The organism is Mesorhizobium sp. W016 (assembly GCF_054719485.1).
Map to the genome: position 1 here is coordinate 385,348 of NZ_JBTTIF010000002.1, position 22,309 is coordinate 407,656.

At 62.8% G+C, this 22,309-nt stretch carries 19 protein-coding genes and 1 pseudogene; 5 read left to right on the top strand and 15 right to left on the bottom strand.

The genetic code is table 11. The features are described from left to right. Positions 1–90: 90 nt before the first annotated feature. Positions 91–495, top strand: a complete 405-nt coding sequence (gene msrB / locus ACYG9V_RS02285) for a peptide-methionine (R)-S-oxide reductase MsrB (RefSeq protein ID WP_023688927.1) — start codon at positions 91–93, stop codon at positions 493–495. A 62-nt stretch (positions 496–557) separates the two neighbouring features. On the opposite strand, the gene ACYG9V_RS02290 is transcribed toward msrB, so the two are convergent. The 13 genes and pseudogenes from ACYG9V_RS02290 to ACYG9V_RS02350 form a co-directional block, all read right to left on the bottom strand. Beyond that, positions 558–869: a hypothetical protein gene (locus ACYG9V_RS02290; RefSeq protein WP_031196451.1), complete on the bottom strand. Its 312-nt coding sequence runs from the start codon at positions 867–869 to the stop codon at positions 558–560. Positions 870–876: 7 nt separating this feature from the next. Then, positions 877–1,317 (bottom strand): hypothetical protein, encoded by a 441-nt coding sequence (locus tag ACYG9V_RS02295; RefSeq protein WP_023694568.1) that lies wholly within the window; start codon positions 1,315–1,317, stop codon positions 877–879. A 93-nt stretch (positions 1,318–1,410) separates the two neighbouring features. Then, positions 1,411–1,671, bottom strand: a complete 261-nt coding sequence (locus tag ACYG9V_RS02300) for a DUF2312 domain-containing protein (RefSeq protein ID WP_023668722.1) — start codon at positions 1,669–1,671, stop codon at positions 1,411–1,413. A gap of 150 nt (positions 1,672–1,821) precedes the next feature. Then, positions 1,822–5,280 (bottom strand): pyruvate carboxylase, encoded by a 3,459-nt coding sequence (gene pyc / locus ACYG9V_RS02305; protein WP_352765356.1) that lies wholly within the window; start codon positions 5,278–5,280, stop codon positions 1,822–1,824. Positions 5,281–5,559: 279 nt separating this feature from the next. After that, the gene (locus ACYG9V_RS02310) at positions 5,560–6,681 is read right to left on the bottom strand and encodes a branched-chain amino acid ABC transporter substrate-binding protein (RefSeq protein WP_023668720.1); all 1,122 of its coding nucleotides are present in this window, start codon (positions 6,679–6,681) and stop codon (positions 5,560–5,562) included. 137 nt (positions 6,682–6,818) lie between these two features. Next, on the bottom strand, positions 6,819–7,166 hold the full coding sequence (locus ACYG9V_RS02315) for a DUF6867 family protein (protein ID WP_023668719.1): 348 nt from the start codon (positions 7,164–7,166) through the stop codon (positions 6,819–6,821). A 112-nt stretch (positions 7,167–7,278) separates the two neighbouring features. Beyond that, on the bottom strand, positions 7,279–8,007 hold the full coding sequence (locus ACYG9V_RS02320; RefSeq protein WP_023668718.1) for an ABC transporter ATP-binding protein: 729 nt from the start codon (positions 8,005–8,007) through the stop codon (positions 7,279–7,281). 20 nt (positions 8,008–8,027) lie between these two features. Next, positions 8,028–9,134, bottom strand: a pseudogene (locus ACYG9V_RS02325) (ABC transporter ATP-binding protein); the annotation flags it as partial. After that, on the bottom strand, positions 9,134–10,729 hold the full coding sequence (livM, locus tag ACYG9V_RS02330; protein ID WP_023668716.1) for a high-affinity branched-chain amino acid ABC transporter permease LivM: 1,596 nt from the start codon (positions 10,727–10,729) through the stop codon (positions 9,134–9,136). The gene livM and the pseudogene ACYG9V_RS02325, both read right to left, overlap by 1 nt. 4 nt (positions 10,730–10,733) lie before the next feature. Beyond that, positions 10,734–11,636, bottom strand: coding sequence for a branched-chain amino acid ABC transporter permease (locus tag ACYG9V_RS02335; RefSeq protein ID WP_023668715.1), 903 nt, complete (start codon positions 11,634–11,636; stop codon positions 10,734–10,736). Positions 11,637–12,095: 459 nt separating this feature from the next. After that, on the bottom strand, positions 12,096–13,097 hold the full coding sequence (locus ACYG9V_RS02340; RefSeq protein WP_023755542.1) for a 4-hydroxyproline epimerase: 1,002 nt from the start codon (positions 13,095–13,097) through the stop codon (positions 12,096–12,098). A 13-nt stretch (positions 13,098–13,110) separates the two neighbouring features. After that, positions 13,111–14,529: an NAD(P)/FAD-dependent oxidoreductase gene (locus ACYG9V_RS02345; protein ID WP_280940085.1), complete on the bottom strand. Its 1,419-nt coding sequence runs from the start codon at positions 14,527–14,529 to the stop codon at positions 13,111–13,113. Positions 14,530–14,580: 51 nt separating this feature from the next. Beyond that, a complete protein-coding gene (locus ACYG9V_RS02350) occupies positions 14,581–15,474 on the bottom strand; it encodes a dihydrodipicolinate synthase family protein (protein ID WP_352537837.1) in 894 nt (297 codons plus the stop codon). A 69-nt stretch (positions 15,475–15,543) separates the two neighbouring features. Here ACYG9V_RS02350 and ACYG9V_RS02355 point away from each other — a divergent pair, with 69 nt between their 5' ends. Further along, complete coding sequence (locus ACYG9V_RS02355; protein ID WP_352596711.1) at positions 15,544–16,233, top strand: GntR family transcriptional regulator; 690 nt, start codon at positions 15,544–15,546, stop codon at positions 16,231–16,233. A 37-nt stretch (positions 16,234–16,270) separates the two neighbouring features. Here the strand turns inward: ACYG9V_RS02355 and ACYG9V_RS02360 are convergent, their stop codons facing one another. Continuing rightward, positions 16,271–16,570 carry a hypothetical protein gene (locus tag ACYG9V_RS02360; protein ID WP_352459899.1) on the bottom strand — a complete coding sequence of 100 codons (300 nt, stop codon included), beginning with the start codon at positions 16,568–16,570 and terminating at the stop codon, positions 16,271–16,273. Positions 16,571–16,773: 203 nt separating this feature from the next. After that, complete coding sequence (locus tag ACYG9V_RS02365) at positions 16,774–18,270, bottom strand: CoA-acylating methylmalonate-semialdehyde dehydrogenase (RefSeq protein WP_023684131.1); 1,497 nt, start codon at positions 18,268–18,270, stop codon at positions 16,774–16,776. Between the two features lie 365 nt (positions 18,271–18,635). Between ACYG9V_RS02365 and ACYG9V_RS02370 the strand changes: the two genes are divergently transcribed. The 3 genes from ACYG9V_RS02370 (at position 18,636) to ACYG9V_RS02380 (ending at position 22,231) form a co-directional block, all read left to right on the top strand. Then, positions 18,636–19,517 carry a LysR family transcriptional regulator gene (locus tag ACYG9V_RS02370; RefSeq protein ID WP_023806585.1) on the top strand — a complete coding sequence of 294 codons (882 nt, stop codon included), beginning with the start codon at positions 18,636–18,638 and terminating at the stop codon, positions 19,515–19,517. A 123-nt stretch (positions 19,518–19,640) separates the two neighbouring features. Then, positions 19,641–20,081 carry a hypothetical protein gene (locus ACYG9V_RS02375; RefSeq protein ID WP_023806586.1) on the top strand — a complete coding sequence of 147 codons (441 nt, stop codon included), beginning with the start codon at positions 19,641–19,643 and terminating at the stop codon, positions 20,079–20,081. After that, positions 20,078–22,231 carry a phospholipase D-like domain-containing protein gene (locus ACYG9V_RS02380; RefSeq protein WP_352765359.1) on the top strand — a complete coding sequence of 718 codons (2,154 nt, stop codon included), beginning with the start codon at positions 20,078–20,080 and terminating at the stop codon, positions 22,229–22,231. The genes ACYG9V_RS02375 and ACYG9V_RS02380 overlap by 4 nt, the downstream gene beginning before the upstream one ends. Positions 22,232–22,309: the final 78 nt, after the last annotated feature.

Here is a 22,309-nt window from a genome sequence, read left to right on the forward strand (position 1 = left end):
GAAAATGCGAGCAAAACACGTAACAAACGCCTATCTCTAAGCGAATATAGCTTGCAACCAACAACAAGCCGCCAAGGCTGAGGAGATCAAATGGACACCCACACCTACCCTGTCACCCGCACCGACGCCGAATGGCGCGCCCGCCTGACGCCCGAGCAATATGCGGTCATGCGCGGCCATGGCACCGAACGGCCCGGAAGCTGCGCGCTGCTCTACGAAAAGCGCGCCGGCACCTTTTCCTGCGTCGGCTGCGACCAGCCGCTGTTCGAATCCAAGCTCAAGTTCGAGAGCGGCACCGGCTGGCCGAGCTTCAATGATCCGGTGCCCGGTTCGGTCGAAAACACCGTCGACCGCAGCTACGGCATGGTCCGCACCGAATGCCACTGCGCCCGCTGCGGCAGCCATCTCGGCCATGTCTTCGAGGACGGCCCGCCGCCGACCGGCCTGCGCTATTGCATCAACGGCGTGGCGCTGAAATTCGAGCCGACGGCTTAAACCGCGGCTTGACCACCATCTTCAAAGGGCGGCTTCGGCCGCCCTTTTTCGTGTCAATCTTCTCAGACAACCACCACCAGGATCAGCCAAAGCGTAGCCCCGAGCGTCATCAACGAAGCCTTGGCGCCACTGGATTTTTCCGTGGTTCGCCAGACGGCAAAGGTCAGAAAGATGTTGTAGGGCACGGGCGCGAAATGCACCGCCAGGACGACGGCGAGCGGCAGCTTCAAGCCGAGCAGAATGAGCGCGGCCACCGACGAGGTGATGTTGATCGCCGTGCCGACAAGGACTAGATCGCGCCAGAACAACCGCTCGACCGGAACCGCGCCTTGCCAGCGCGAGCCGAAGAAGGATCCGATGCTTTGCACCAACACCTAATAGCTATCCCTCTCTCAGCACGTCGGTGACGGCGCGCTCGAAGCGCGAGCATTCCGTCACCAGCCAGTCGGCCATGGCCGGCCAGTTGTCCTCGGCATAGCAGTTCACCCGCCACATCGAATTGATGCCGAGGGCCTCGCAGCTCTGCTCCGGCCTGAGCTTCAGCCTGTCTTCGATTGCCGGTTGGAACGGCTTCAGCCGCGACCAGACCCCGGTCGCGCCGAACTTCTCGTTACGGCCGAAAAAGACGCCAACTTGGCTTTGCGCCGGCGCGACATACATGGACAGGACCAGAGCGAAGTCGGGCAGCCCGCGCTGCCAGAACCAGGGTCCGCGCCGCGCCATGGAAGCGCGTTCCTCCGGATGCCGTTCGGCGAACAGCGCCCAGAAGCTGCGTTGGCGGAATTCAGAGGCGCGGCGGGCGCCGAAGTCGAATTCGCTCATGGTTCGATGCCCGTTCCAGCATCATTCCTTGGCCCGAGACTGTTTCGAAATTCGCTCCGGCGATATCAACCGGAGTAGAATTTCCACACAGCCTTACACCATGCCGAGCGCGGCCTTGTAGAGATCGAGGATGGTTTCCTCTTCCTGGCGCTCGGCCTGGTCCTTCTTGCGCAGCCGGATGATCGACCGCATCGCCTTGGTGTCGAAGCCGGTGCCCTTGGCCTCGGCGAACACTTCCTTGATGTCGTCGGCGATGGTCTTCTTTTCTTCCTCGAGCCGCTCGATGCGCTCGATGAAGGCGCGCAACTGGCCGGCGGCAACAGTCTGGCTGGTATCTGTGATGTCGTCGGCCATGTTTTTTCTCCGCTACTTTTTAACCACCGCGATTCTGGCGCGGTAAATTGGGAGCGGGTTCGATGCCCGAGCAGGCGCGGCGGGTCAAGCCATTATCGGCGCTTCGTGAACGGCTGCTGCCAGCCGTCCCCAGTGTGATGGATCCGCGCGTCAGCCAAACGCGATCAACAGATCCTTCGCATCGATCTGATCGCCGGCCTTGACCAGCACTTCGGCCACTGTGCCGTCGCGCTCGGCATGCAGGGCCGTCTCCATCTTCATGGCTTCGATCGACAACAGCACGTCGCCGGCCTTGACCGCTTGGCCGGCGGCAACCGAAAGGGCGGAGACCACGCCCGGCATCGGCGCGCCGACATGCGCCTCGTTGCCGGGCTCGGCCTTGCGCCGAGCCTTGGCCGCCGAGGCGCCATGCGCCCTGTCCGGCACCCGGACACGGCGCGGCTGGCCGTTGAGCTCGAAGAACACGGTGACCATGCCCTTCTCATCGACGTCGCCGATCGCAAGGCAGCGCACTACAAGCGTCTTGCCTTTTTCGATGTCCAGGAAGATCTCATCCTCGGACTTCATGCCGTAGAAATAGGTCGGCGTCGGCAGCACACTGACCGGCCCGTAGGTTTCCTGCGCGGCGGCGAAGTCGGTGAACACCTTCGGATACATCAGCCAGGAGGCGAATTCGTACTCCGAGAGCTTGCGCTCCAGCTTCTGCTCGATCTCCCTGCGGCTGGCCTTGAGGTCGGCTGGCTTGAGCAGCGAGCCCGGCCGTACGGTGATCGGCTTGGTTTCCTTCAATGCCTTCTTCTGCAGCTTTGCAGGCCAGCCGCCGGGCGACTGGCCGAGATCCCCGCGCAGCATCGAGACGACCGAGTCCGGGAAGGCGATGTCCTTGGCTGGGTTTTCGACGTCGGCAACGGTCAGATCCTGGCTCACCATCATCAGCGCCATGTCGCCGACCACCTTGGACGACGGCGTCACCTTGACGATGTCACCGAACATCAAATTGACGTCGTGATAGGCTTGTGCCACCTCGTGCCAACGCGTTTCCAGCCCCAGCGAACGCGCCTGTTCCTTGAGGTTGGTGAACTGGCCGCCCGGCATTTCGTGCAGATAGACTTCCGAGGCTGGCCCCTTGAGGTCGCTTTCGAAGGCCGCATACTGGTTGCGCACCGCTTCCCAGTAGAAGGAGATGTTGCGGATCCATTGCGGATCGAGGCCGGGATCGCGCTCGGTTCCCTTCAGCGCCTCGACGATCGAGCCCAGGCAAGGCTGCGAGGTGTTGCCGGAGAAGGAATCCATCGCCGCGTCGATGGCGTCGACGCCACTTTCCACGCCCGCCAGCACCGTCGCCGCCGACAGGCCTGACGTGTCGTGGGTGTGGAAATGGATCGGCAGGTCGGTGGCTTCGCGCAGCGCCTTGAACAGCACGCGGGCGGCGGCAGGCTTCAAAAGCCCGGCCATGTCCTTGACGGCGATGATATGGGCGCCGGCTGCCTGCAATTCCTTCGCCAACCCGACATAGTATTTAAGGTCGTGTTTGGCGCGCGTCGGATCGAGGATGTCGCCGGTGTAGCAGATCGCTGCTTCGACCAGCTTGCCCTCGGCGCCCACCGCGTCCATGGCGACGCGCATGTTCTCGACCCAGTTCAGGCAGTCGAAGACGCGGAACAGGTCGACGCCGCCAGCAGCGGCCTGGCTGACGAAATGTTGCACGACATTGTCGGGATAGTTGGTGTAGCCGACGCCGTTAGCGCCGCGTAGAAGCATCTGCAGCAAAAGGTTGGGGGCTGCTTCGCGCACTTTGCTCAGCCGCTCCCACGGATCCTCGGTGAGGAAGCGCATGGCGACGTCGAAAGTGGCGCCGCCCCAGCATTCCAGCGACAGCAGCCGCGGCAGCGCCCGCGCGTAGGTGCCGGCAATGCCGGCAATGTCATGCGTGCGCATGCGGGTGGCGAGCAGCGACTGGTGACCGTCGCGCATCGTCGTGTCGGTGACAAGCACCTCTTTTTGCTCACGCATCCAGGCAGCGAATTTCTCCGGCCCCAACGCGTCGAGCTTCTGCTTGCTGCCATCAGGCACATTGCCGTTGAGATAGGGCACGACAGGCGCTGCCGCATCGGCCTTCGGCATCGGTCGGCCGCGGGTTTCGGGATGGCCGTTGACGCTGACGTCGGCCAGATAGTTGAGCAGCTTGGTGGCGCGGTCCTGCCGCTTCACCTGCGCGAACAGCTCCGGCGTCGTGTCGATGAACCTGGTCGTGTAGGAATTGTCGGCGAAGCGCGGGTGGTTGATGATTGCCTCGAGGAAGGTGAGGTTGGTGGCCACGCCGCGGATGCGGAACTCGCGCAGGGCCCGATTCATGCGGGCGATCGCCTCGGCCGGTGTCGGGGCCCAGGCAGTCACCTTCTCCAGCAGCGGATCGTAGAAGCGGGTGATGACCGCGCCCGAATAGGCGGTGCCGCCGTCGAGGCGGATGCCGAAACCGGCGGCTTCGCGATAAGCGGTGATGCGGCCGTAGTCCGGAATGAAACTGTGCTCCGGATCCTCGGTCGTGATGCGGCACTGCAGCGCGTGACCGTTCAGCCTGATGTCGGCCTGCGCCGGCACGCCCGACTCTTTCGTGCCGATGGCAAAGCCGTCCAGTATGTGGATCTGCGCCTTGACGATGTCGATGCCGGTCACCTGCTCGGTGACGGTGTGCTCGACCTGGATGCGCGGATTGACCTCGATGAAGTAGAATTTGCCGGTGTCGGCGTCCTGCAGAAATTCCACCGTACCGGCGCCGATATAGCTGGTCTCGCGCGCGATCTTGAGCGCATAGCCGCAAAGCTCCTGGCGCAATGCCTCGCTGAGATAGGGCGCCGGCGCCCGTTCGACGACCTTCTGGTTGCGGCGCTGGATCGAGCAGTCGCGCTCGAACAGATGTACAGCGTTGCCATGCGTGTCGCCGAGCACCTGGACCTCGACATGGCGAGCGCGCTCGATCAGCTTTTCGAGATAGACCTCGTCCTTGCCGAAGGCGGCCTTGGCCTCGCGCTTGCCTTCCATCACCTCGCGGGCGAGGTCGGCTTCCGCGCGGATGGCGCGCATGCCGCGCCCGCCGCCGCCCCATGATGCCTTGAGCATCACCGGATAGCCGACTGTCTTGGCGAGCTGCTTGACTGCTTCCATGTCGTCCGGCAGCGGTTCGGTTGCCGGCACCACCGGCACGCCGACCTCAATGGCCAGATTGCGCGCGGCGACCTTGTTGCCGAGCCGGCGCATCGTGTCGGGCTTCGGCCCTATGAAAGTGATGCCGGCCTCGGCGCAGGCATCTGCGAATTCAGGGCTTTCCGACAGGAGGCCATAGCCCGGGTGGATGGCGTCGGCGCCGGACAGTCTGGCGACCCGGATCATTTCCTCGATCGACAGATAGCTTTCGATCGGCCCCATGTCCCTGGCCAGATGCGGCCCGCGCCCGACCTGGTAGCTTTCATCGGCCTTGAACCGATGAAGCGAATATTTGTCCTCCTCGGCCCAGATCGCCACGGTTTTGAGGCCGAGCTCGTTGGCCGCGCGAAAGACGCGGATGGCAATTTCGGACCGGTTGGCGACGAGGATCTTCGTGATGGCCAAGGAAGCAGGCTCCGGACAGGAGGGTGGGGCAGAGGCATGATTAACGCGAAAATGCTGCAGTGCAACCAAAATCGGGGAGAGGTTAAACCGATTTAAATGCGATTCTAGCACCACCGATCGAAAAGATGCGTGCGATTGGCGTCGCGAGGTGACGCTAATTGTCGTGCCCGCACAAATTCGACCCGGCTAGCGGCTTGTCCAGCCACCCTCGCTGCGCCCTGTCACCAAAGAAAAATGCCCGGCGCGAGCGCCGGGCATTCCATAGAGCTGTGTCCCGAATTACGACTTCGGGAACCAGGAGATCTTGCCGTCCGGACCCTTCTTCCATTCGTACATGATGTAGCCCGGGAGCTTCGGATCGCCCTTCGCGTCATAGGCGAGATCGCCCAGAACGGTCTTGAACGGACCCTTCTCGTGCAGCGCCTTGGCCACTTCCACGGGGTCGTTCGACTTGGCCACGGCAGCGGCCTCGGCGATCACCTGCATGGCGGCGTAGGAGTAGAGAGTGTAGGCTTCCGGCTCGAAGCCCTGGGCGCGGAACTTCTCGACCAGTGCCTTGTTCTCGGGGATCAGACGCGGATCTGGACCGAAGGTGTTGAGCGTACCGATAACCGCATCGCCGGCGATCGCAGCCAGCTCGTCGGTCACGATGCCGTCGCCCGACATCAAGGTAGCCTTGAGGCCCTGGTCCGCCGACTGGCGGATGATCAGGCCGGCTTCGGTATGCAGGCCGCCCCAATAGATCAGGGTGACGCCGGCGTCCTTCATCTTGGCGATCAGCGCCGAGAAGTCCTTGTCGCCGACATTGACGCCTTCATACATGACTTCGGTCAGACCGGCTGCGTTCATCGCCTTCTTGGTCTCGTCGGCAAGGCCCTGACCATAGGGGGTCTTGTCGTGGATGACGGCAACCTTGGCGTCCTTGAAGTTGGTCGCGATATAGCCGCCGGCGATGCCGCCCTGCTGGTCATCGCGTCCGCAGGTGCGGAACACGTTCCACAGGCCGCGCTCGGTGAATTTCGGGTTGGTCGCCGCCGGGGTTACTTCGACGATGTTGTTGTCGACGTAGACTTCCTGCGAAACCGGGATCGAGACGCCCGAGTTGAAGTGGCCGATCACGAACTTCACGCCGTCGCCGACGAACTTGTTGCCGACCGAAATGCCCTGCTTCGGATCGGAGACGTCGTCGCCGACTTCGAGCTTGATCTGCTCGCCGTTCATGCCGCCTGCGGCGTTGATGTCGGCAACGGCCGCTTCCGCACCCTTCTGCAGCTGCGCACCGAAGGCCGCATTCGGACCGGTGATCGGACCTGCGACGCCGACGATAACGTCAGCCCATGCATTGCCACCGAACGCGACAAGCGCGGTCAGGGCAACGGCGGACAAAAGTGATTTCTTCATTTAAACGCTCCCATTTACGAGGTGGGCGTGGATGAAACTTTCATGCGATGCCCACCCTTATCGCAGAAAGCGTACTTTGCCGATTTTCAGGCCCTTGTCACGCCGATTCATCCCCGGAACGGCGTTAATGATGAACGTCAACCTTTCGGTTTCCAGCTTAAGATCGAAGCCCGTTCGTAAAGCCAATTATACTGCGTCACCATCTGGTTCGTACGCGTGTATTGATAGCCGACAAACCCCAATATCATGAGCACGATTGTGTCCACGACATAGTATTGCAGCGAAAACATCGTGCCGCCGAACAAGGCATGATGGATGAACCTGATGCCGATGCCGAGGCCCAGCAGATAGGCGAACAGCGCCGGCAGGCTGCGCCATGTCTGGGCGCTGGCCTTGCCGGTCATCCATGCCGCCCAGCCGCCGAGCAGACAGGTGACGAAGAAGAACTGCCAGATGGAAGGTTCCTCGTGAAGAATGCCTTGCATGATGAAGACTCCCTAGCATGATCCCGAAAAGTTGCAGACTTTTCGGACAAAGGTCATGCGACAAACAAACAAGTTGGAGCGGAATACCGTATGCATACATTCCGCTCCAAAATCAGTGATGGCCGCCTTCGAGATAGGCCGCCCGCACTTCCGGATTGGCGAGCAATTCCTTGCCTGTGCCGCTCATGGTCACGTTGCCGTTGACCATGACATAGCCGCGCGTGGCGAGCTTGAGCGCGCCGAAGGCGTTCTGCTCGACCAGGAACACAGTCAGCCCTTGCGTGCGGTTCAGCTCGCGGATGGCATCGAAGATCTGCTTGACGATCAGCGGCGCCAGACCCAGCGACGGCTCGTCGAGCAACAGCAGCTTAGGCCGCGCCATCAGCGCACGTCCGATCGACAGCATCTGCTGCTCACCGCCCGACAGCGTGCCGCCGCGCTGGGCAATGCGCTCCTTGAGGCGCGGGAACAGCGCGAACACCTTCTCGGCATCCTCGTCATAGTGCTTGAGATTGTCGAGACCGGCGCCCATCTGCAGGTTTTCCATCACCGTCATGCGCGGGAAAATGCGCCTGCCTTCCGGCGACTGCGCGATACGCATGCGGGCGATCTCGTGCGTCGGCATCTGGGTGATGTCGGTGCCGGCGAAAGTGATTGAGCCGGCACGAGCGCGCGGCGCACCGAAGATGGTCATCATCAGCGTCGACTTGCCGGCACCGTTGGCACCGATCAGCGCGACGATCTCGCCCTGGTTGACGTGGACATCGACGCCGTTCAGCGCCTTGATGTTGCCGTAGTAGGTCTCGACGCCCTTGATGTCGAGGAGCGTTGTCTCGGCCATCACTTACGCCCTCCGCGCGGCTTGCCTGTCGGGGATTTGGTGGCCGCCGGCTTGGACTTGGCCGTCAGACGCTCGGACGGTGCTCTTGGCGCGGAGTTGGCTCTTGTATCGTATTGGGTGGCTTTTGAAGCTCCCTTCGACACTGTGACCCGCTCGCCCTGGCTGTGGCCGATCGTGTCGCTTACCGGGCCGGCGAGATAGGAAGACGATGTGCCTGGTCCGTGAGCCGAATCCGGCCCGATGTCCAGCTGCTCGATGACGTCTTCATCGCCAACCTCGGTCAGCACCGTCTCGACCTCCTCGTCGTCGACGCCGAGATAGGCGGCGATGACGCGCGGGTCGGTACGCACCGATTGCGGGCTGCCGTCGGAAATCTTGCGGCCATATTCAAGCACCACGACATGGTCGGAAATCTGCATGACCACCGACATGTCATGTTCGATCAGCAGGATCGAGGTACTGCTCTTGATGTCCATCAGCAGCGAATTCAGCGCAGCCGACTCCTTCGGATTGAGACCGGCCGCAGGCTCGTCGAGGCACAGAAGTTCGGGCCCTGTGCACATGGCGCGCGCAATCTCGAGGCGCCGCTGCGCGCCATAGGGCAGGTCGCCGGCCGGATCGTCGGCGCGATCGACAAGATCGGCCTTCTCCAGCCAGTGCTTGGCAAGCTCCACCGATTCAGCCGAGGCTCTGCGGTAGCCGCCGATCCCGAACAGGCCCAGGATCGTATAGCCGGATGCCTTCATCAGCTTGTTGTGCTGGGCAACCAGCAGATTCTCCAGCAGCGTCATGCCCGAGAACAGGCGGATGTTCTGGAAGGTGCGCGCCACCTTGGCGCGCGCCGGGATCTCATGATTGGGCAGCCGTTCGAGCAGGAAGCTCGAGCCGTCGGCCCGGTTGAGCGTAATCATGCCTTCCGACGGCTTGTAGAAGCCGGTGATGCAATTGAAGACGGTGGTCTTGCCGGCGCCATTGGGTCCGATCAGAGCGGTGATCTCGCCGCGCTTGGCCTGGAACGACAGATCGCCGATGGCGATCAGGCCGCCGAACTTCATCGAAAGATGCTCGACCTGGAGGATGGCGTCTTTCATACCCGGATTGGTCTTCTGAATGGAGGTCGCGCTCATCAGCCGTGCCCTTCCTTGGTGAAGGAGGAGGAGACCGCTTTTCGTTCACTGAGGAAGGCCGTCGGTTCACGGCTGCCGACAAAGCCGCGCGGCTTCCACAGCATTACGATGACCATCGCCATGCCGAACAAAAGCATGCGGTAAAGCTCCGGCGTGAAATCTTTTCCGAAGACACTTTTCAGGAAATCGAGTTCGCGCAGTGCCTCGGTGCCGCCGATCATCACCAGCGCGGCGACCGCGATGCCGACCAGCGAGCCCATGCCGCCGAGCACCACGATGGCCAGGATGATCGCCGATTCCAGGAAGACGAAGGATTCAGGGCTGACGAAGCCTTGCCGTGCGGCGAAGAAGGCGCCGGCAAAACCGCCGAACATGGCGCCGGTGGCAAAGGCGGTGAGCTTGGTGGTGGTGGTGTTGATGCCAAGCGAGCGGCAGGCAATCTCGTCCTCGCGCAGCGCCTCCCAGGCGCGGCCGACAGGCATGCGCCTGAGCCTGATGGTGACGAAGGCGGTCAGCAGCGCCAGCCCGAGAATGAGATAGTAGAGGAAGATCTTGTAGTAGGCGCTTGACTGGGCGATGTGCAGCACCTTGCCGATATAGTTCGGGTCGGTCGAATTAAACGTCATCAGGCCGAAGAAGGTGACCTTCGGGATGCCGGAGATGCCGGCCGAGCCGTTGGTGACTTCACGCCAGTTGATCAGCACCAGGCGGATGATCTCGCCGAAGGCCAGCGTCACGATCGCCAGGTAATCGCCACGAAGCCTGAGCACCGGAAAGCCGAGCATAACGCCCCAGAAGGCGGCCATGGCGCCGGCGGCGGGCAGCAGGATCCAGAACGACAGGCCGTATTGCGAACCGAGCAACGCATAGGCATAGGCACCGACCGCGTAAAAGGCGACGTAGCCGAGATCGAGCAGGCCGGCGAGGCCGACGACGATGTTCAGCCCCCAGGCCAGCATCACATAGATCAGGATCTGGATGCCGAAATTGTCGACCCACTTCAACGAGCCCTGCAGGCCGCCGGTTATCGACCACGCGTAGATCGACAGCACCACGACGACGAGGATCGGGTATAGCACCAGCGCCGCAATCCCGAGCTTGGTGAAATTGGCGTGGATGAAGGAGCGGAAATAGAAGATCACGCAAGCGAGCGCGTAAATGACGGCCAATGCGCGCAGGAACTGAAGGTAGCCGGCCAGATCGGGTCCCACCAACACCGGCAGGGCGCTGCCGAACGCAACGAGGACAACCGCCAGCACAACGGCGACGATGAAGGCCGGAAGCAGGAAGAAGCGCGACGCGACGCTCGCCGGCAACAGGCCGGTGGCGACATTGGTGATCTTCTGATTGGCCATGAACGGCTGGCCATATGCAATGTAGAAGAAGCGGCCAAGCATGGTCAGCACGACCACGGTGATGAGCAGCAACCAGCGCTGCACCAGGATCAGCTGGTTGCTTATGTTCTGGTCGGTCTTCAGGCCGATGAAGAGAATGAACAACCCCAGCGAGATGGCGCCGGCATAGAACGCTTCGCGCAATGCACGCTGCACGGGGGAGGCGACGGTGTCGCGCTCCGAGGATACGGAAACCGCCATTGTCTCAGACCTTTTCGACTTCTGGCCGGCCCAAAATGCCGGAAGGCAGGAAGATCAGCACGATCGCCAGGATCGAGAACGCCGCGACGTCCTTGTAGTCGATCGAGAAATACGCCGACCACATGCTCTCGATGAAGCCGATCAAAAGCCCGCCAAGCACCGCGCCCGGCAGAGACCCGATGCCGCCGAGAACGGCCGCGGTGAAGGCCTTGACCCCCGGCACAAAGCCGTCGGAAAAGGCGATGACGCCGTAATACATCAGGAACAACGTGCCCGCGACGGCCGCAAGCGCTGCACCCATGATAAAGGTGATCGAGATCGTACGGTCGACATCGACACCGAGCAGCGCCGCCATCTTGCGGTCCTGCTCGCACGCCCTTTGCGCCCGGCCGAGGGAAGTCCTGTTGACCAGGTACCAGAACAGCGCCAGCAGCAGGGCGGTGACGACGACGATGATGATCTGCTTCAGCGACACGCTGATGCCGTTGATGTTGTAGACTTGGCTGACCATCGGCGGGATCGGCTTGTTGCGCGGACCTTGCGTCACCTGGATGAAGTTCGACAGCGCGATCGACATGCCGATGGCGGTGATCAGCGGCGCCAGCCGGAACGAACCGCGCAGCGGCCGGTAGGCCACCTTCTCGATCGTCCAGTTGTAGAGGCTGGTGAGCAGCATCGCCACGATCATCATGATCAGCAGCGCCAGGACGACCGGGACCGAATAGAACAAGGAGCCGAGGATGAGGAAGACAACGAGGGCGGCGAATGCCCCGACCATGAAAATGTCGCCGTGGGCGAAGTTGATCATGCCGATGATGCCGTAGACCATCGTGTAGCCGATTGCGATCAGCCCATAGATCGATCCCAGCGTCAGCCCATTGATAAGCTGCTGGACAAAGTACTGCATGTGTACATGGCTCCCCTGGAATGTCGCCCATGCAGGCGCATTCCTTTTCGTATTTCCCCTAGTCGTAAAGTTTCGAGCCCGGATTGCAACGTGATTTTTCAAACGTCGAGCGTGTTTTGCCGGCACGCCTTCCGATTGCCCGTTTTTTTGCTCCCGACCCCTGGACTATCGCGGACCCTATCATTGGCATAACGCAATGTCTTTGACGATTCAGCCGGACCAGCGACCTCATTTCGAAGAAATCCCGGTCAAAATTAGGTGATGAGACGAATCTTTGCGTTGTTGGCGGGTTTCGTTTTTTAGCCACATTCCGTACTGACCAGCTGCAACATGGGTTACTTCCGACTATGGCGGTGGATGCCTCGCCCAACGCGCTAACCTTTCGCTGACTGGTTTCGCCAAGAGGTCCCGCTCTGGGTCCAAGTCTTCGTCTCGGTGGATGATCGGCAGCCTACCGTATCACTTAACCACAAAACCGTGCGCGAACGGATCGCGGTCGTCGATGAATATGGTGTTCAGGCCGGTCATCCGCGCCCAGCCGCCGATCGAGGGAATGATGGCCGGCTTGCCGGCAACAGTGACGTCCTTCTCGACCTTGCCCTTGAACAGCGAGCCGATGATCGATTCGTGGACAAAACTGTCGCCGGCCTTGAGCTTGCCCTTGGCATGGAGCTGCGCCATGCGCGCCGAGGTGCCGGTGCCGCAAGGTGAACGGTCGATCGCCTTGTCGCCATAGAAGACGGCGTTGCGTGCGTCGGCCCCCTCCACCGTCGGCTTGCCCGTCCACAGCATGTGGGACAGCCGGTTGATGCCGGGGTTTTCCGGATGCACGAACGAGTACTTCTCGTTAAGCCGCTGCCGCACCACAGGGCTCCAGGCGATGAAATCGCCGGCGGAATAATCAGCCATGTCGCGAAAATTCGCCTGCGGCTCGACGATGGCGTAGAAATTGCCGCCATAGGCGACATCGACAGTGATCTCGCCAAGCTGCGGGCAGTCGACCGTCAGTCCCTCGGCATAAAGGAAGGACGGTACATTGGTGATGCGCACCTCCTCGACATAGTCGCCGACCTGTTTGTATTCGGCGATAACCAGCCCGGCCGGTGTGTCGAGCCGGAGCACGCCGGGTGTCTTCGGCTTGATCAGCCCATGTTCGATGGCCATCGTCACCGTGCCGATCGTGCCGTGGCCGCACATCGGCAGGCAGCCCGACGTCTCGATGAACAGGATGGCTATGTCGCAATCCTCGCGCGTCGGCGGATAGAGGATCGAGCCCGACATGACGTCGTGGCCGCGTGGCTCGAACATCAGCCCGGTGCGGATCCAGTCATACTCCGCCAGGAAATGCGCCCGCCGCTCCATCATCGTCGAACCCTCGAGCAAGGGACCGCCGCCGGCGACCAGCCGCACCGGATTGCCGCAGGTATGGCCGTCGATGCAAAAGAAGGATTTTTTGGCCATGATTTCCTCGGACTCAAAACCGTTGCGGGCTGAAGGGGGCAAGATCGATCGGCGAAGTCTGCCCGAGAACAAGATCGCGGATCAAGCGGCCGGTGGCCGCCGCCTGGGTCAGGCCGAGATGGCCATGGCCGAAGGCGTAGACAATGTTGGGCGCGGTTCGCGCCGTGCCGATCACCGGCAGCGAATCCGGCAGCGACGGGCGATAGCCCATCCACTCGCGGCCGCCTGACGCGTCCAACCCCGGAAGGAACTGTCTGGCTTTTTCCAGCATGGCCTTCGAGCGCGCAAAATTCGGCGGCCGGTCGAGACCGCCCAACTCGACGGCGCCGCCGACGCGCAAGCCCGTGTCGAGTGGCGTGATGACGAAGCCATGGCCGGAAAAGATCAGCATTCGCTGCACGTCGAAAGCGGTCTTCGGCAGTGTGGTGTTGTAGCCGCGCTCGGTTTCGAGCGGGATGGTGTCGCCAAGCGCCTTCGCCAGCAGATGCGACCATGCCCCGGCGGCCACGACAAGATGTCTTGCCTGCCTGGTCGTGCCGTCGGTCAGCGTCAGCGTCGCGCCATCAGGTTTGGCGGCGACGCGCTCTATGCGCGCCTTTTCGAAACGCGCGCCCAACCCTTCGGCATAGGCCCACACCGCCTTGCCGAGCAGTTTCGGATCGGCGACGGTCTTCCAGCCCGGCACGAAGGTGCCCTTGATGAAGCGCGGCGACAGTCCCGGCTGCAGCCGCGCCAGTTCGTCGCCTTCGACATGGCGAAAGTCGATGCCGAAGCGCTGGCGCGCCGCCCAGCCCGGCAGCCCGGCCTGAAACTCGGCCTCGCTTTCATAAAGTTCCAGCGAACCGTCCTCGCGCAGCATCGGCCGCGTGCCGGAACGGTCGAGCAGTCCCATCCATTCGGCCTCGGCGAGCTTCATCATGTCTGCCTGAGCAGCAAGGCTCGCCTCATATTTTGCCGGTGCGCCGGCGCGCCAGAAGCGGAACAGCCAAGGCAACAGTTTCGGCAGATAGGCTGGCGGGATGCTGAGTGGCCCGAGCGGATCGGCAAGCCATTTCGGCAAGTGCCGCATCATGCCCTTATGCGCCAGCGGCAGCACGTCGGAGAAGGCGAAGGCGGCGGCATTGCCGGAGCTCGTCTCCTCGCAGATGCCGGTGCGGTCGAAGACCGTGACGCTGCGCCCGGCCTCGGCCAGCATGGCCGCCGCGCAGATGCCGACAATGCCGCCACCGACAATGGCGATATCTACCCCTTCTCCCCGTTCACGGGGGTGAGGAGTGGTCCGCGAAGCGGTGGAAAAGCCGACTGCTTGGCTTTCCGAACGACGAACGCCCGGAGCGCCAGCGAAGGGCTGCGGGGCCCGAAGGGCGGATGAGGGGCGGCGGCCCTCCTCTGTGTCCCTGGAATTTCCTTGCACGTCGGCGCTGCCCCTCATCTGGCTGCCGCCATCTTCTCCCCGTGCACGTGCACGGGGAGAAGAAAGCCTTCAGAACTGCGGCAGCTTCGGCCGTACCGCCAGCGCGTCCTTGACGATCTTCTCGACCGCTTTGCGGCGCTCGCCCGACAGCGGCTGGCGCGGCATGCGCACGCGGTCATTTGTGTCGATCGCGAGCACTTCGGCAAGCTTGATGTTTTGGACCAGATAGGTCGAGACATCGAGATCGAGCAGCGGCCGGAACCAGCGGTAGATCGAAAGCGCCTCCTCGCGGCGGCCCTGCTTCATCAGCTGGTAGATGGCGACGGTCTCGCGCGGGAAGGCGACGACCAGACCCGCCACCCAGCCGATGGCGCCCACCGACAGCGCCTCGAAGGCGAGATTGTCGACGCCGGTGAACAAATCGTAGCGGTCGCCGAAGCGGTTGATGATCTCTGTCGAGCGGCGGATGTCGTCGGAGGACTCCTTGATGGCGACGAAGCGCTTGTCCGCAGCCAGATCCTCCATCTGGTCGACAGTGACATCGACACGGTAGGCCAGCCGGTTGGAGTAGATCATCACCGGCAGGTCGCCGGCCTGAGCGACGGCGCGCAAGGCGGCGACCGTCTCTTCCGGGTTGGTGTGATAGATCGGGCTCGGTACCACCATCAGCCCGTTGGCGCCTTCCCGGCTCGCGCGCTTTGCGATGTTCGCCGCCTCGCGGGTGCCTGCCTCGTTGACGGTCAGCAGAACCGGCTTGCTGCCGGCAACTTTCTGGGCAGTCTTCAGCACCTCGATTTTTTCGTCATGCGACAGCATCGGGCCTTCGCCGAGCGAGCCACAGACGATGATGCCGTCGCAACCGGCATCCATCTGCAACGCAAAGCAGCGCTCCATCTCGGCATGGTCGAGGCGGTCGTCTTCGGTGAATTTGGTCGTGACGGCGGGGAAAACTCCGGTCCACATGATCGTCTCTCCATCTGATATATCAGCCATATATCTGTTGCCAAACCGGCTGTCAATGCGGAATCTGTTATGATATATGGAAGATATATCAGGAGCCCACCTGTGATATCGACTGAGACAGCATCCCCCGAGCCGGCCGCCGCCAAGGCCTATCATGTGCTCGAGCATATGATCGTGACGTTGGAACTGGCGCCCGCGAGCTTTGTCACCGAAGGCGCGCTGATCGAAAAGCTGGCGCTAGGACGCACGCCGGTGCGCGAAGCGATCCAGCGCCTCGCCTGGGAAGGACTGCTCGACGTCAGGCCACGCGCCGGCATCGCCATTGCCCCGCTGCATCCCGGCGACTGGCTGCGCGTGCTGGATGCCAGGCGCGGCGTCGAGGTGGTGCTGGCGCGCTCGGCCGCCCGCTTCGTCACCCGCGAGGCCGCCGATCTGTTTCATGAGGCAGCCCTTGCCATGCAGAAGGCCGTCATCTCGGGCAATGTGCTGGCCTTCATCCAGGCCGACAAGGCGCTCGACGAGGCCTTGGCGATGGCCGCCGACAACCCGTTTGCGGCCCGTCTGGCCGCGCCCCTGCAGGCCCACAGCCGCCGCTTCTGGTTTCGCTACAAGGCCGACACAGGACTGGCCGAATCGGCTGAGCACCACGTCGCGCTAATCCGCTCGATCCTGGCCGGTGACGAAGAGGCTGCCGCCAAGGACGCCAAACGCCTTATGGCACTGCTGCGCGGCCATGCCGAAGTGGCCGCCACACGCTGAACTCCGTCTCTGCTCCAGACTTCCGACCGGTCTTTTATCAGGTGCCCGGCAAGACTGCTGCCATAGCCGCCCCGTCCCAGCCTTCGCCAGCCGTGATGATGCAGCTTTGGCCGTGTGTGTCGGTGGCCAGGATGGTCCAAGTGCCCTGGTCGGAGACGAATATCTCCAGCACCACATTTGGGTTCACCAGGCCACGTGCGGCTTGGCTTTCGTGGAACTTCTCGCCGAGCGCCTTGACCAGGTCGGTCCGCGCCGCGCATTGATCGGCTTTGGCCTGGGCGATGCCGGACATCGCGAACACCGCAAAGAACATCGCCGCCACAAGACGTCGTGTCATCTGACACCTCCTTGCGCCAGACGAGAACCCCGGCTGCTACCGGCGCTATTTTGATGGCCTGCACCACGGCAGGAATGCAATTTAAGGCAGATGACAGGCTCTTGGTTCCATCGCTTGAACGTGATCGCCAATGTCGGTTTCGTACAAAGAAAGGCCCGGGACGTTGAACCCGGGCCTTCTTGCCGATCTTCGAAATCGTCCGGTCAGTTCATCGTCGGGATGACGAACTCGGCACCGTCCTTGACGCCGGAGGGCCAGCGCGAGGTCACCGTCTTGGTCTTGGTGTAGAAGCGGAACGCGTCCGGACCATGCTGGTTGAGGTCGCCGAAGGACGACGCCTTCCAGCCGCCGAACGTGTAGTAAGCGATCGGAACTGGGATCGGCACGTTGATGCCGACCATGCCGACCTGGACGCGCGAAGCAAAATCACGAGCAGCATCCCCGTCACGGGTGAAGATGGCCACGCCATTGCCCATCTCATGATCGTTGGCGAGCTTGATGGCGCTCTCATAGGTCGGCGCACGCACCACCGACAGCACCGGACCAAAGATCTCTTCCTTGTAGATGCGCATGTCAGCGGTCACATTGTCGAACAGGCAGCCGCCCATATAGTAGCCATCCTCGTAGCCCTGCATGGAGAAGCCGCGGCCATCGACGACCAGCTTGGCGCCTTCCTTGACGCCGGTGTCGACATAACCCTTGACGCGTTCCAATGCCTGCGCCGTCACCAGCGGGCCGAAATCGGCGGACGAATCCGTCGACGGGCCGACCTTGAGGCTTTCGACACGCGGGATCAGCTTTTCCATCAGCCGGTTGGCGGTGTCGTTGCCGACGGGAACGGCAACCGAGATCGCCATGCAGCGCTCGCCGGCCGAGCCGTAGCCCGCGCCGATCAGCGCGTCGACGGTCTGGTCCATGTCGGCATCGGGCATGATGATCATGTGGTTCTTGGCGCCGCCGAAGCACTGCACGCGTTTTCCCGCGGCCGTGCCGCGCGAGTAGATGTAATGCGCGATCGGCGTCGAGCCGACAAAGCCGATAGCCTTGATATCAGGATCGTCGAGGATGGCGTCGACGACATCCTTGTCGCCATTGACGACGTTGAGAACGCCAGCCGGCAGGCCAGCCTCGAGGAACAGTTCGGCGATGCGCATCGGCACGCCAGGGTCACGCTCGGAAGGCTTCAGGATAAAGGCGTTGCCGCAGGCCAGCGCCGGGGCAATCTTCCACAACGGGATCATCGCCGGGAAATTGAACGGGGTGATGCCGGCAACGACGCCAAGCGGCTGGCGCATCGAATAGACATCGATGCCGGGGCCGGCGCCGTCGGTGAACTCGCCCTTCATCATGTGAGGCGCACCGATGCAGACTTCGACCACTTCGAGGCCGCGCTGGATGTCGCCCTTGGCGTCGGCGATGGTCTTGCCGTGCTCGCGCGCCAGGAGATCGGCCAGTTCGTCATAGTCGCGAGCAACCAGTTCAAGAAACTTCATCAGCACGCGCACACGCCGCTGCGGGTTGGTCGCAGCCCATTTGATCTGTGCTTCCTTGGCGTTCAGCACAGCCGCACGCAGTTCCGCCGGCGACGCCAGCGCCACCGTGCCGCGCACCGAGCCGTCCATGGGCTGCATGACGTCCTGCTTGCGCCCGCTGGTCCCGGCGACATGCTTGCCGCCGATGAAATGACCGTATTCGATCATGGTTTCTCTCCCTGAGTTTGTGATGAAGCATTCAACGCCTTTGCAGGCGCGAAGGCAACGCGAGGGGAAACGCAACCGTTGTGCAAGAAATAGACAACGAAGGACGAGTGTGCATTAATTGCCGCAAATTACAGATTGCTGAAAGGCCCGAAGGTTGCGCTCCGTCACACCCCCCTCTGTCCTGCCGGACATCTCCCCCGCAAGGGGGGAGATCAGATGTGGCCGCCGCCTTCGCAAATCTTCAACGCAGCAAAAGAGACGCAGGTGGCGGAGCTGCCAATCTCCCTCCTTGCGGGGGAGATGGCCGGCAGGCCAGAGGGGGGTGGGCGGGAACGCCGCGTTCGCCGCTAGCCCGGACCACCCCCATGAACTGGGATGACGTCCGCATCTTCCTCGCCGTGGCCCGCGCCGGGCAGATCCTTGGCGCCGCCAAGCGGCTGGAACTCAATCACGCCACCGTCTCGCGCCGCATCGCAGCGCTTGAGGATGCGTTACGGACAAAACTGTTTCGCCGGCTTACCACCGGCAGCGAGCTGACGCCGGCCGGCCAGCGCTTTCTCGACATTGCCGAGCGCATGGAAGCCGACATGATCGCCGCGCGCTCCGCCGTGTCGGGCGAAGGCGACGATATCTCAGGCACCGTGCGCATCGGCGCGCCCGACGGGTTTGGCGTCGCATTCCTCGCCACGCGTCTTGGCGCGCTGACCGCGCTGCACCGCGAACTCACCATCCAACTGGTGCCGGTGCCGCGCTCCTTCTCGCTGTCGCGGCGCGAGGCCGACATCGCCATCACCGTCGAGCGGCCGAGCGAAGGCAGGCTGGTGGCGGGAAAGCTGGTCGACTACACACTCGGCCTGTTTGCCTCGCGCGCCTATGCGCAGGCGCACGGCTTACCCGAGACCGCTGCCGAACTCGGCCAGCATACGCTGATCGGCTATGTCCCAGACCTGATCGTCAGCCCGTCGCTCGACTATGCGGCGGAGTTCAGCCCGGACTGGCGCACCAGCTTCGCCATCTCCTCAGCGCTGGGCCAGGCCGAAGCGGTGCGGTCGGGCGCCGGCATCGGCATCTTGCACACCTTTGTCGCCCGCTCGATGCCGGAGCTGATCCCCGTTAACATCGTGACGCCGATCCGCCGCGCCTACTGGCTGGTCTATCATGAATCGGTCCGGCCACTGCGCCGCGTGCAGATCGTCGCCAACTTCATCACCAAGGCAGTCGAGAGAGAGCGCGGGCTGTTTGTCTGATGGCCGCGCCGCCTTGCCCTCGCCACAAAATCGGCCAGTGTGGCAACAAGCGCGATGTCGCCTATTATTAAGGATTGGCTGCGCCGGGTGGGACACTTTTTTGCAAAGCTGGTGCGGATCAAAATGCGAGCGGTGCTCGCCATCTTGCCGCTTGTCGCGCTTTCCGCCTGCGCCAATCCATGGACCGTAGTTCCGGAAGCCGAACTGCCCAAGCCGGTCCGTATCGCAATGGCCCGCCCGTCGCCTTTCGTCTTCGGCAATTACTGCGGTCCCGGCACCCGCACCGGCGACCTCTCGGCTCGCCCTGTCAATCGCCTCGACAGCGCCTGCCAAATCCATGACGCCTGCTACATCGCGCGCCATAATCATTGCGACTGCGACGGCGCGCTCGTCGCCTCGGCAAAGGCGATCCGTGATGACAAGACAGCGCCGAAAAAGATGCGCGGCGAGGCCGAGCTTTTGATCGCCACTTTCGCACTTCCCGTCTGCAAGGTGTTTCCGCAAGGCTTCCTGCCGCCGCGCGATCCGGCTGAACTGAAGACGATGAACGGTGCGGCCGGATGAACCGCGCCATCTGCCTGGCCTTGGCCGGGCTGGGGCTGGCGGCCCTTGCCGGTTGCGCCGCCCCGATCCGGCACAGCTGCGATTTCTTTCCCGATGCGAAGGATTGCGGCCGGCCGTCGCTATCGGCCGACACGCCGGGACCGCAGACTGCAGCAGCAGCGTTTTTCGGCGATGCCGGCGCCCGCGACTATGAAAGGCAGTTTCTGGCGCTGCTCGCCCACAACCAGATCGGCGCCATCGACAGGGCGAACGGCACCGGTCCGTTCGGCCATGACCGCCACGCCATCGCCAACCGCGATTTCCAGGCCACCTACCGGACGCTGGAACGGCTGGGGAAGCCGGTTACCGCCGAACAGATGCCGGCAGTGAGCGGCACAGCCGGCGAAGGCCATTTCGACGGCCGCTGGCGGGTGTCGCGGCAGACGCTCTATGTCGACGCCGCCGCGCGGCCCTCCGCGCCAAAGACGTTCAGCTTTTCCGGCCTGCAGGCGCGCTCGGTCGAGATCGTGATGCGCCAGGCGGGAAAGCAGCCGGTTGAGATATCGGGCGTCTGCGACGGTGCGCTGGCGTTTCGCGCCGGCGGTGGCTCGCGTGGCTTAACGAGCGGCGCCGCCTTCCGGCTCCGCCTGTCGGCCGGGCAAACCGTCTCCATGTTCCCCAGCGATGACCTGAACCGCTGCAGCCTCAAGCTCAGTTCCAGCCTGGCGCCGGCAGGCGCCCCGCTCACCATCCTGCGCGAAGAGGTTGCCTATCCGGCGATAGCCGCGCTCGACAGCCGCTACGAGCGTTGTCCAGTGCCCGATCCATCCGGCGTGGATAAGCTTGCCAGCGTCTTTTACGCCGGCCGCTGGCTGTCGCAGAGCTGTTCGCTGCCGCTCGGGTCACCGCGCCTGTTACGCAAGTCGCGCGACGGCTTCAACGCCAAGGTCGAAGCGCTGCTCGGCGCGCCTTTACCCGACAGCGCCTTCGACAAGGCCGACCCCGAACTGCCGCTCGATTTCTCGCGCGCGCCGAAACTCAAGCTGGTCTATCTGTCGTCGCTGGAGTTCAAGGCCGATTTTTCCGGCCGCGTCATCGAGCGGCTGATCCGCCATCACGCAGGCCTCGGCACCAAAGTGCGCATCATGGTCACAGACGTGCTGGAGCGCGACAAGGACGACGCGCTGCTGCACCGGCTGGCGGCCGATTATCCCAATGTCGAGTTGCAGGAATATCGTTGGCGGGCCGACCACGGCGCGCCGGTGGACGAGCAGCTGTCGCAGCTGCACAAGACCCATCACGTCAAGATGCTGGCGACACTTGCCGAGGATCCCGCCCGCTCGCGCGTCATCATCGGCGGCCGCAACATTCATGACGGCTTCCTGTTCCACAAGCCGATCGACCTGTCGCGCTATCCGAACCTGGAGCAATACGGCAAGACCGACGGCCTCTCGCTCAACTACTATTCGAACTGGAGCGATTTCGACATCGAGTTTGCCGACCCGGCCACGGTCGAAACGCTGGCCGCGCATCTCTCGACATTGTGGCTGCGCGACGCCGACGCCAACATCGCAAGACCCTTCTCCATTCCGGTGCGCTCCGACAGCCGGCGCCCGCCGGGCACGGTGCGCCATTTCATTTCCGTGCCCTATGAGGACAACCATGCGCTCGAGACCTATTTCGTCGAGCTGATCGACACTGCCCGGCACCATATCGAGATCGTCAATCCCTACCTTAATCTGACGCCGAAGCTCAGCCTGGCCATCGAGCGGGCGCTGGCGCGCGGCGTCAGGATCGACATTGTCGGCCGCATCGACCTCAAGGGCGATATTGGCGGCAAGCTGCTGACCGCGCTCAACAAGCTGTTCGTCGAGAAATATGGCGACCGCATCAACATCCGCGAATTCACGGCGCCCGATGTCGTGCTGCACTCCAAGATCATGATGATCGACGAAAGGCTGGTGACGATCTCGTCGGTCAATCTCAACAACCGCAGTTTCTTCCACGATCTGGAGAACGGCATGACGGTGCTCGACCCTGCCTTCTACGCCAGGATGCAGCCGGTCTACGACGACTATGTCGCCCATTCGAATCCGGTATCGACCAAGGTAATGATCCCCTGGGCCTACCGGTGGCTGTTCTCGAAGGGCTGGGTGAAGGAGGCGTTTTGAGAGGCTGGCGAGGCTGAAGGAATGCCGTTCTGTAGCGATCCTTTACACCCCCTCTGTCCGGTAGGACAGAGGGGGTGC

Bases quoted from the DNA above. Each gene is read 5' to 3' on its own strand.
- msrB (WP_023688927.1), top strand. From the start codon at position 91: ATGGACACCCACACCTACCCTGTCACCCGCACCGACGCCGAATGGCGC.
- ACYG9V_RS02295 (WP_023694568.1), bottom strand. From the start codon at position 1,317: ATGAGCGAATTCGACTTCGGCGCCCGCCGCGCCTCTGAATTCCGCCAA.
- ACYG9V_RS02300 (WP_023668722.1), bottom strand. From the start codon at position 1,671: ATGGCCGACGACATCACAGATACCAGCCAGACTGTTGCCGCCGGCCAG.
- ACYG9V_RS02310 (WP_023668720.1), bottom strand. From the start codon at position 6,681: ATGAAGAAATCACTTTTGTCCGCCGTTGCCCTGACCGCGCTTGTCGCG.
- ACYG9V_RS02315 (WP_023668719.1), bottom strand. From the start codon at position 7,166: ATGCAAGGCATTCTTCACGAGGAACCTTCCATCTGGCAGTTCTTCTTC.
- ACYG9V_RS02320 (WP_023668718.1), bottom strand. From the start codon at position 8,007: ATGGCCGAGACAACGCTCCTCGACATCAAGGGCGTCGAGACCTACTAC.
- livM (WP_023668716.1), bottom strand. From the start codon at position 10,729: ATGGCGGTTTCCGTATCCTCGGAGCGCGACACCGTCGCCTCCCCCGTG.
- ACYG9V_RS02335 (WP_023668715.1), bottom strand. From the start codon at position 11,636: ATGCAGTACTTTGTCCAGCAGCTTATCAATGGGCTGACGCTGGGATCG.
- ACYG9V_RS02340 (WP_023755542.1), bottom strand. From the start codon at position 13,097: ATGGCCAAAAAATCCTTCTTTTGCATCGACGGCCATACCTGCGGCAAT.
- ACYG9V_RS02345 (WP_280940085.1), bottom strand. From the start codon at position 14,529: ATGAGGGGCAGCGCCGACGTGCAAGGAAATTCCAGGGACACAGAGGAG.
- ACYG9V_RS02350 (WP_352537837.1), bottom strand. From the start codon at position 15,474: ATGTGGACCGGAGTTTTCCCCGCCGTCACGACCAAATTCACCGAAGAC.
- ACYG9V_RS02355 (WP_352596711.1), top strand. From the start codon at position 15,544: ATGATATATGGAAGATATATCAGGAGCCCACCTGTGATATCGACTGAG.
- ACYG9V_RS02360 (WP_352459899.1), bottom strand. From the start codon at position 16,570: ATGACACGACGTCTTGTGGCGGCGATGTTCTTTGCGGTGTTCGCGATG.
- ACYG9V_RS02365 (WP_023684131.1), bottom strand. From the start codon at position 18,270: ATGATCGAATACGGTCATTTCATCGGCGGCAAGCATGTCGCCGGGACC.
- ACYG9V_RS02370 (WP_023806585.1), top strand. From the start codon at position 18,636: ATGAACTGGGATGACGTCCGCATCTTCCTCGCCGTGGCCCGCGCCGGG.
- ACYG9V_RS02375 (WP_023806586.1), top strand. From the start codon at position 19,641: ATGCGAGCGGTGCTCGCCATCTTGCCGCTTGTCGCGCTTTCCGCCTGC.
- ACYG9V_RS02380 (WP_352765359.1), top strand. From the start codon at position 20,078: ATGAACCGCGCCATCTGCCTGGCCTTGGCCGGGCTGGGGCTGGCGGCC.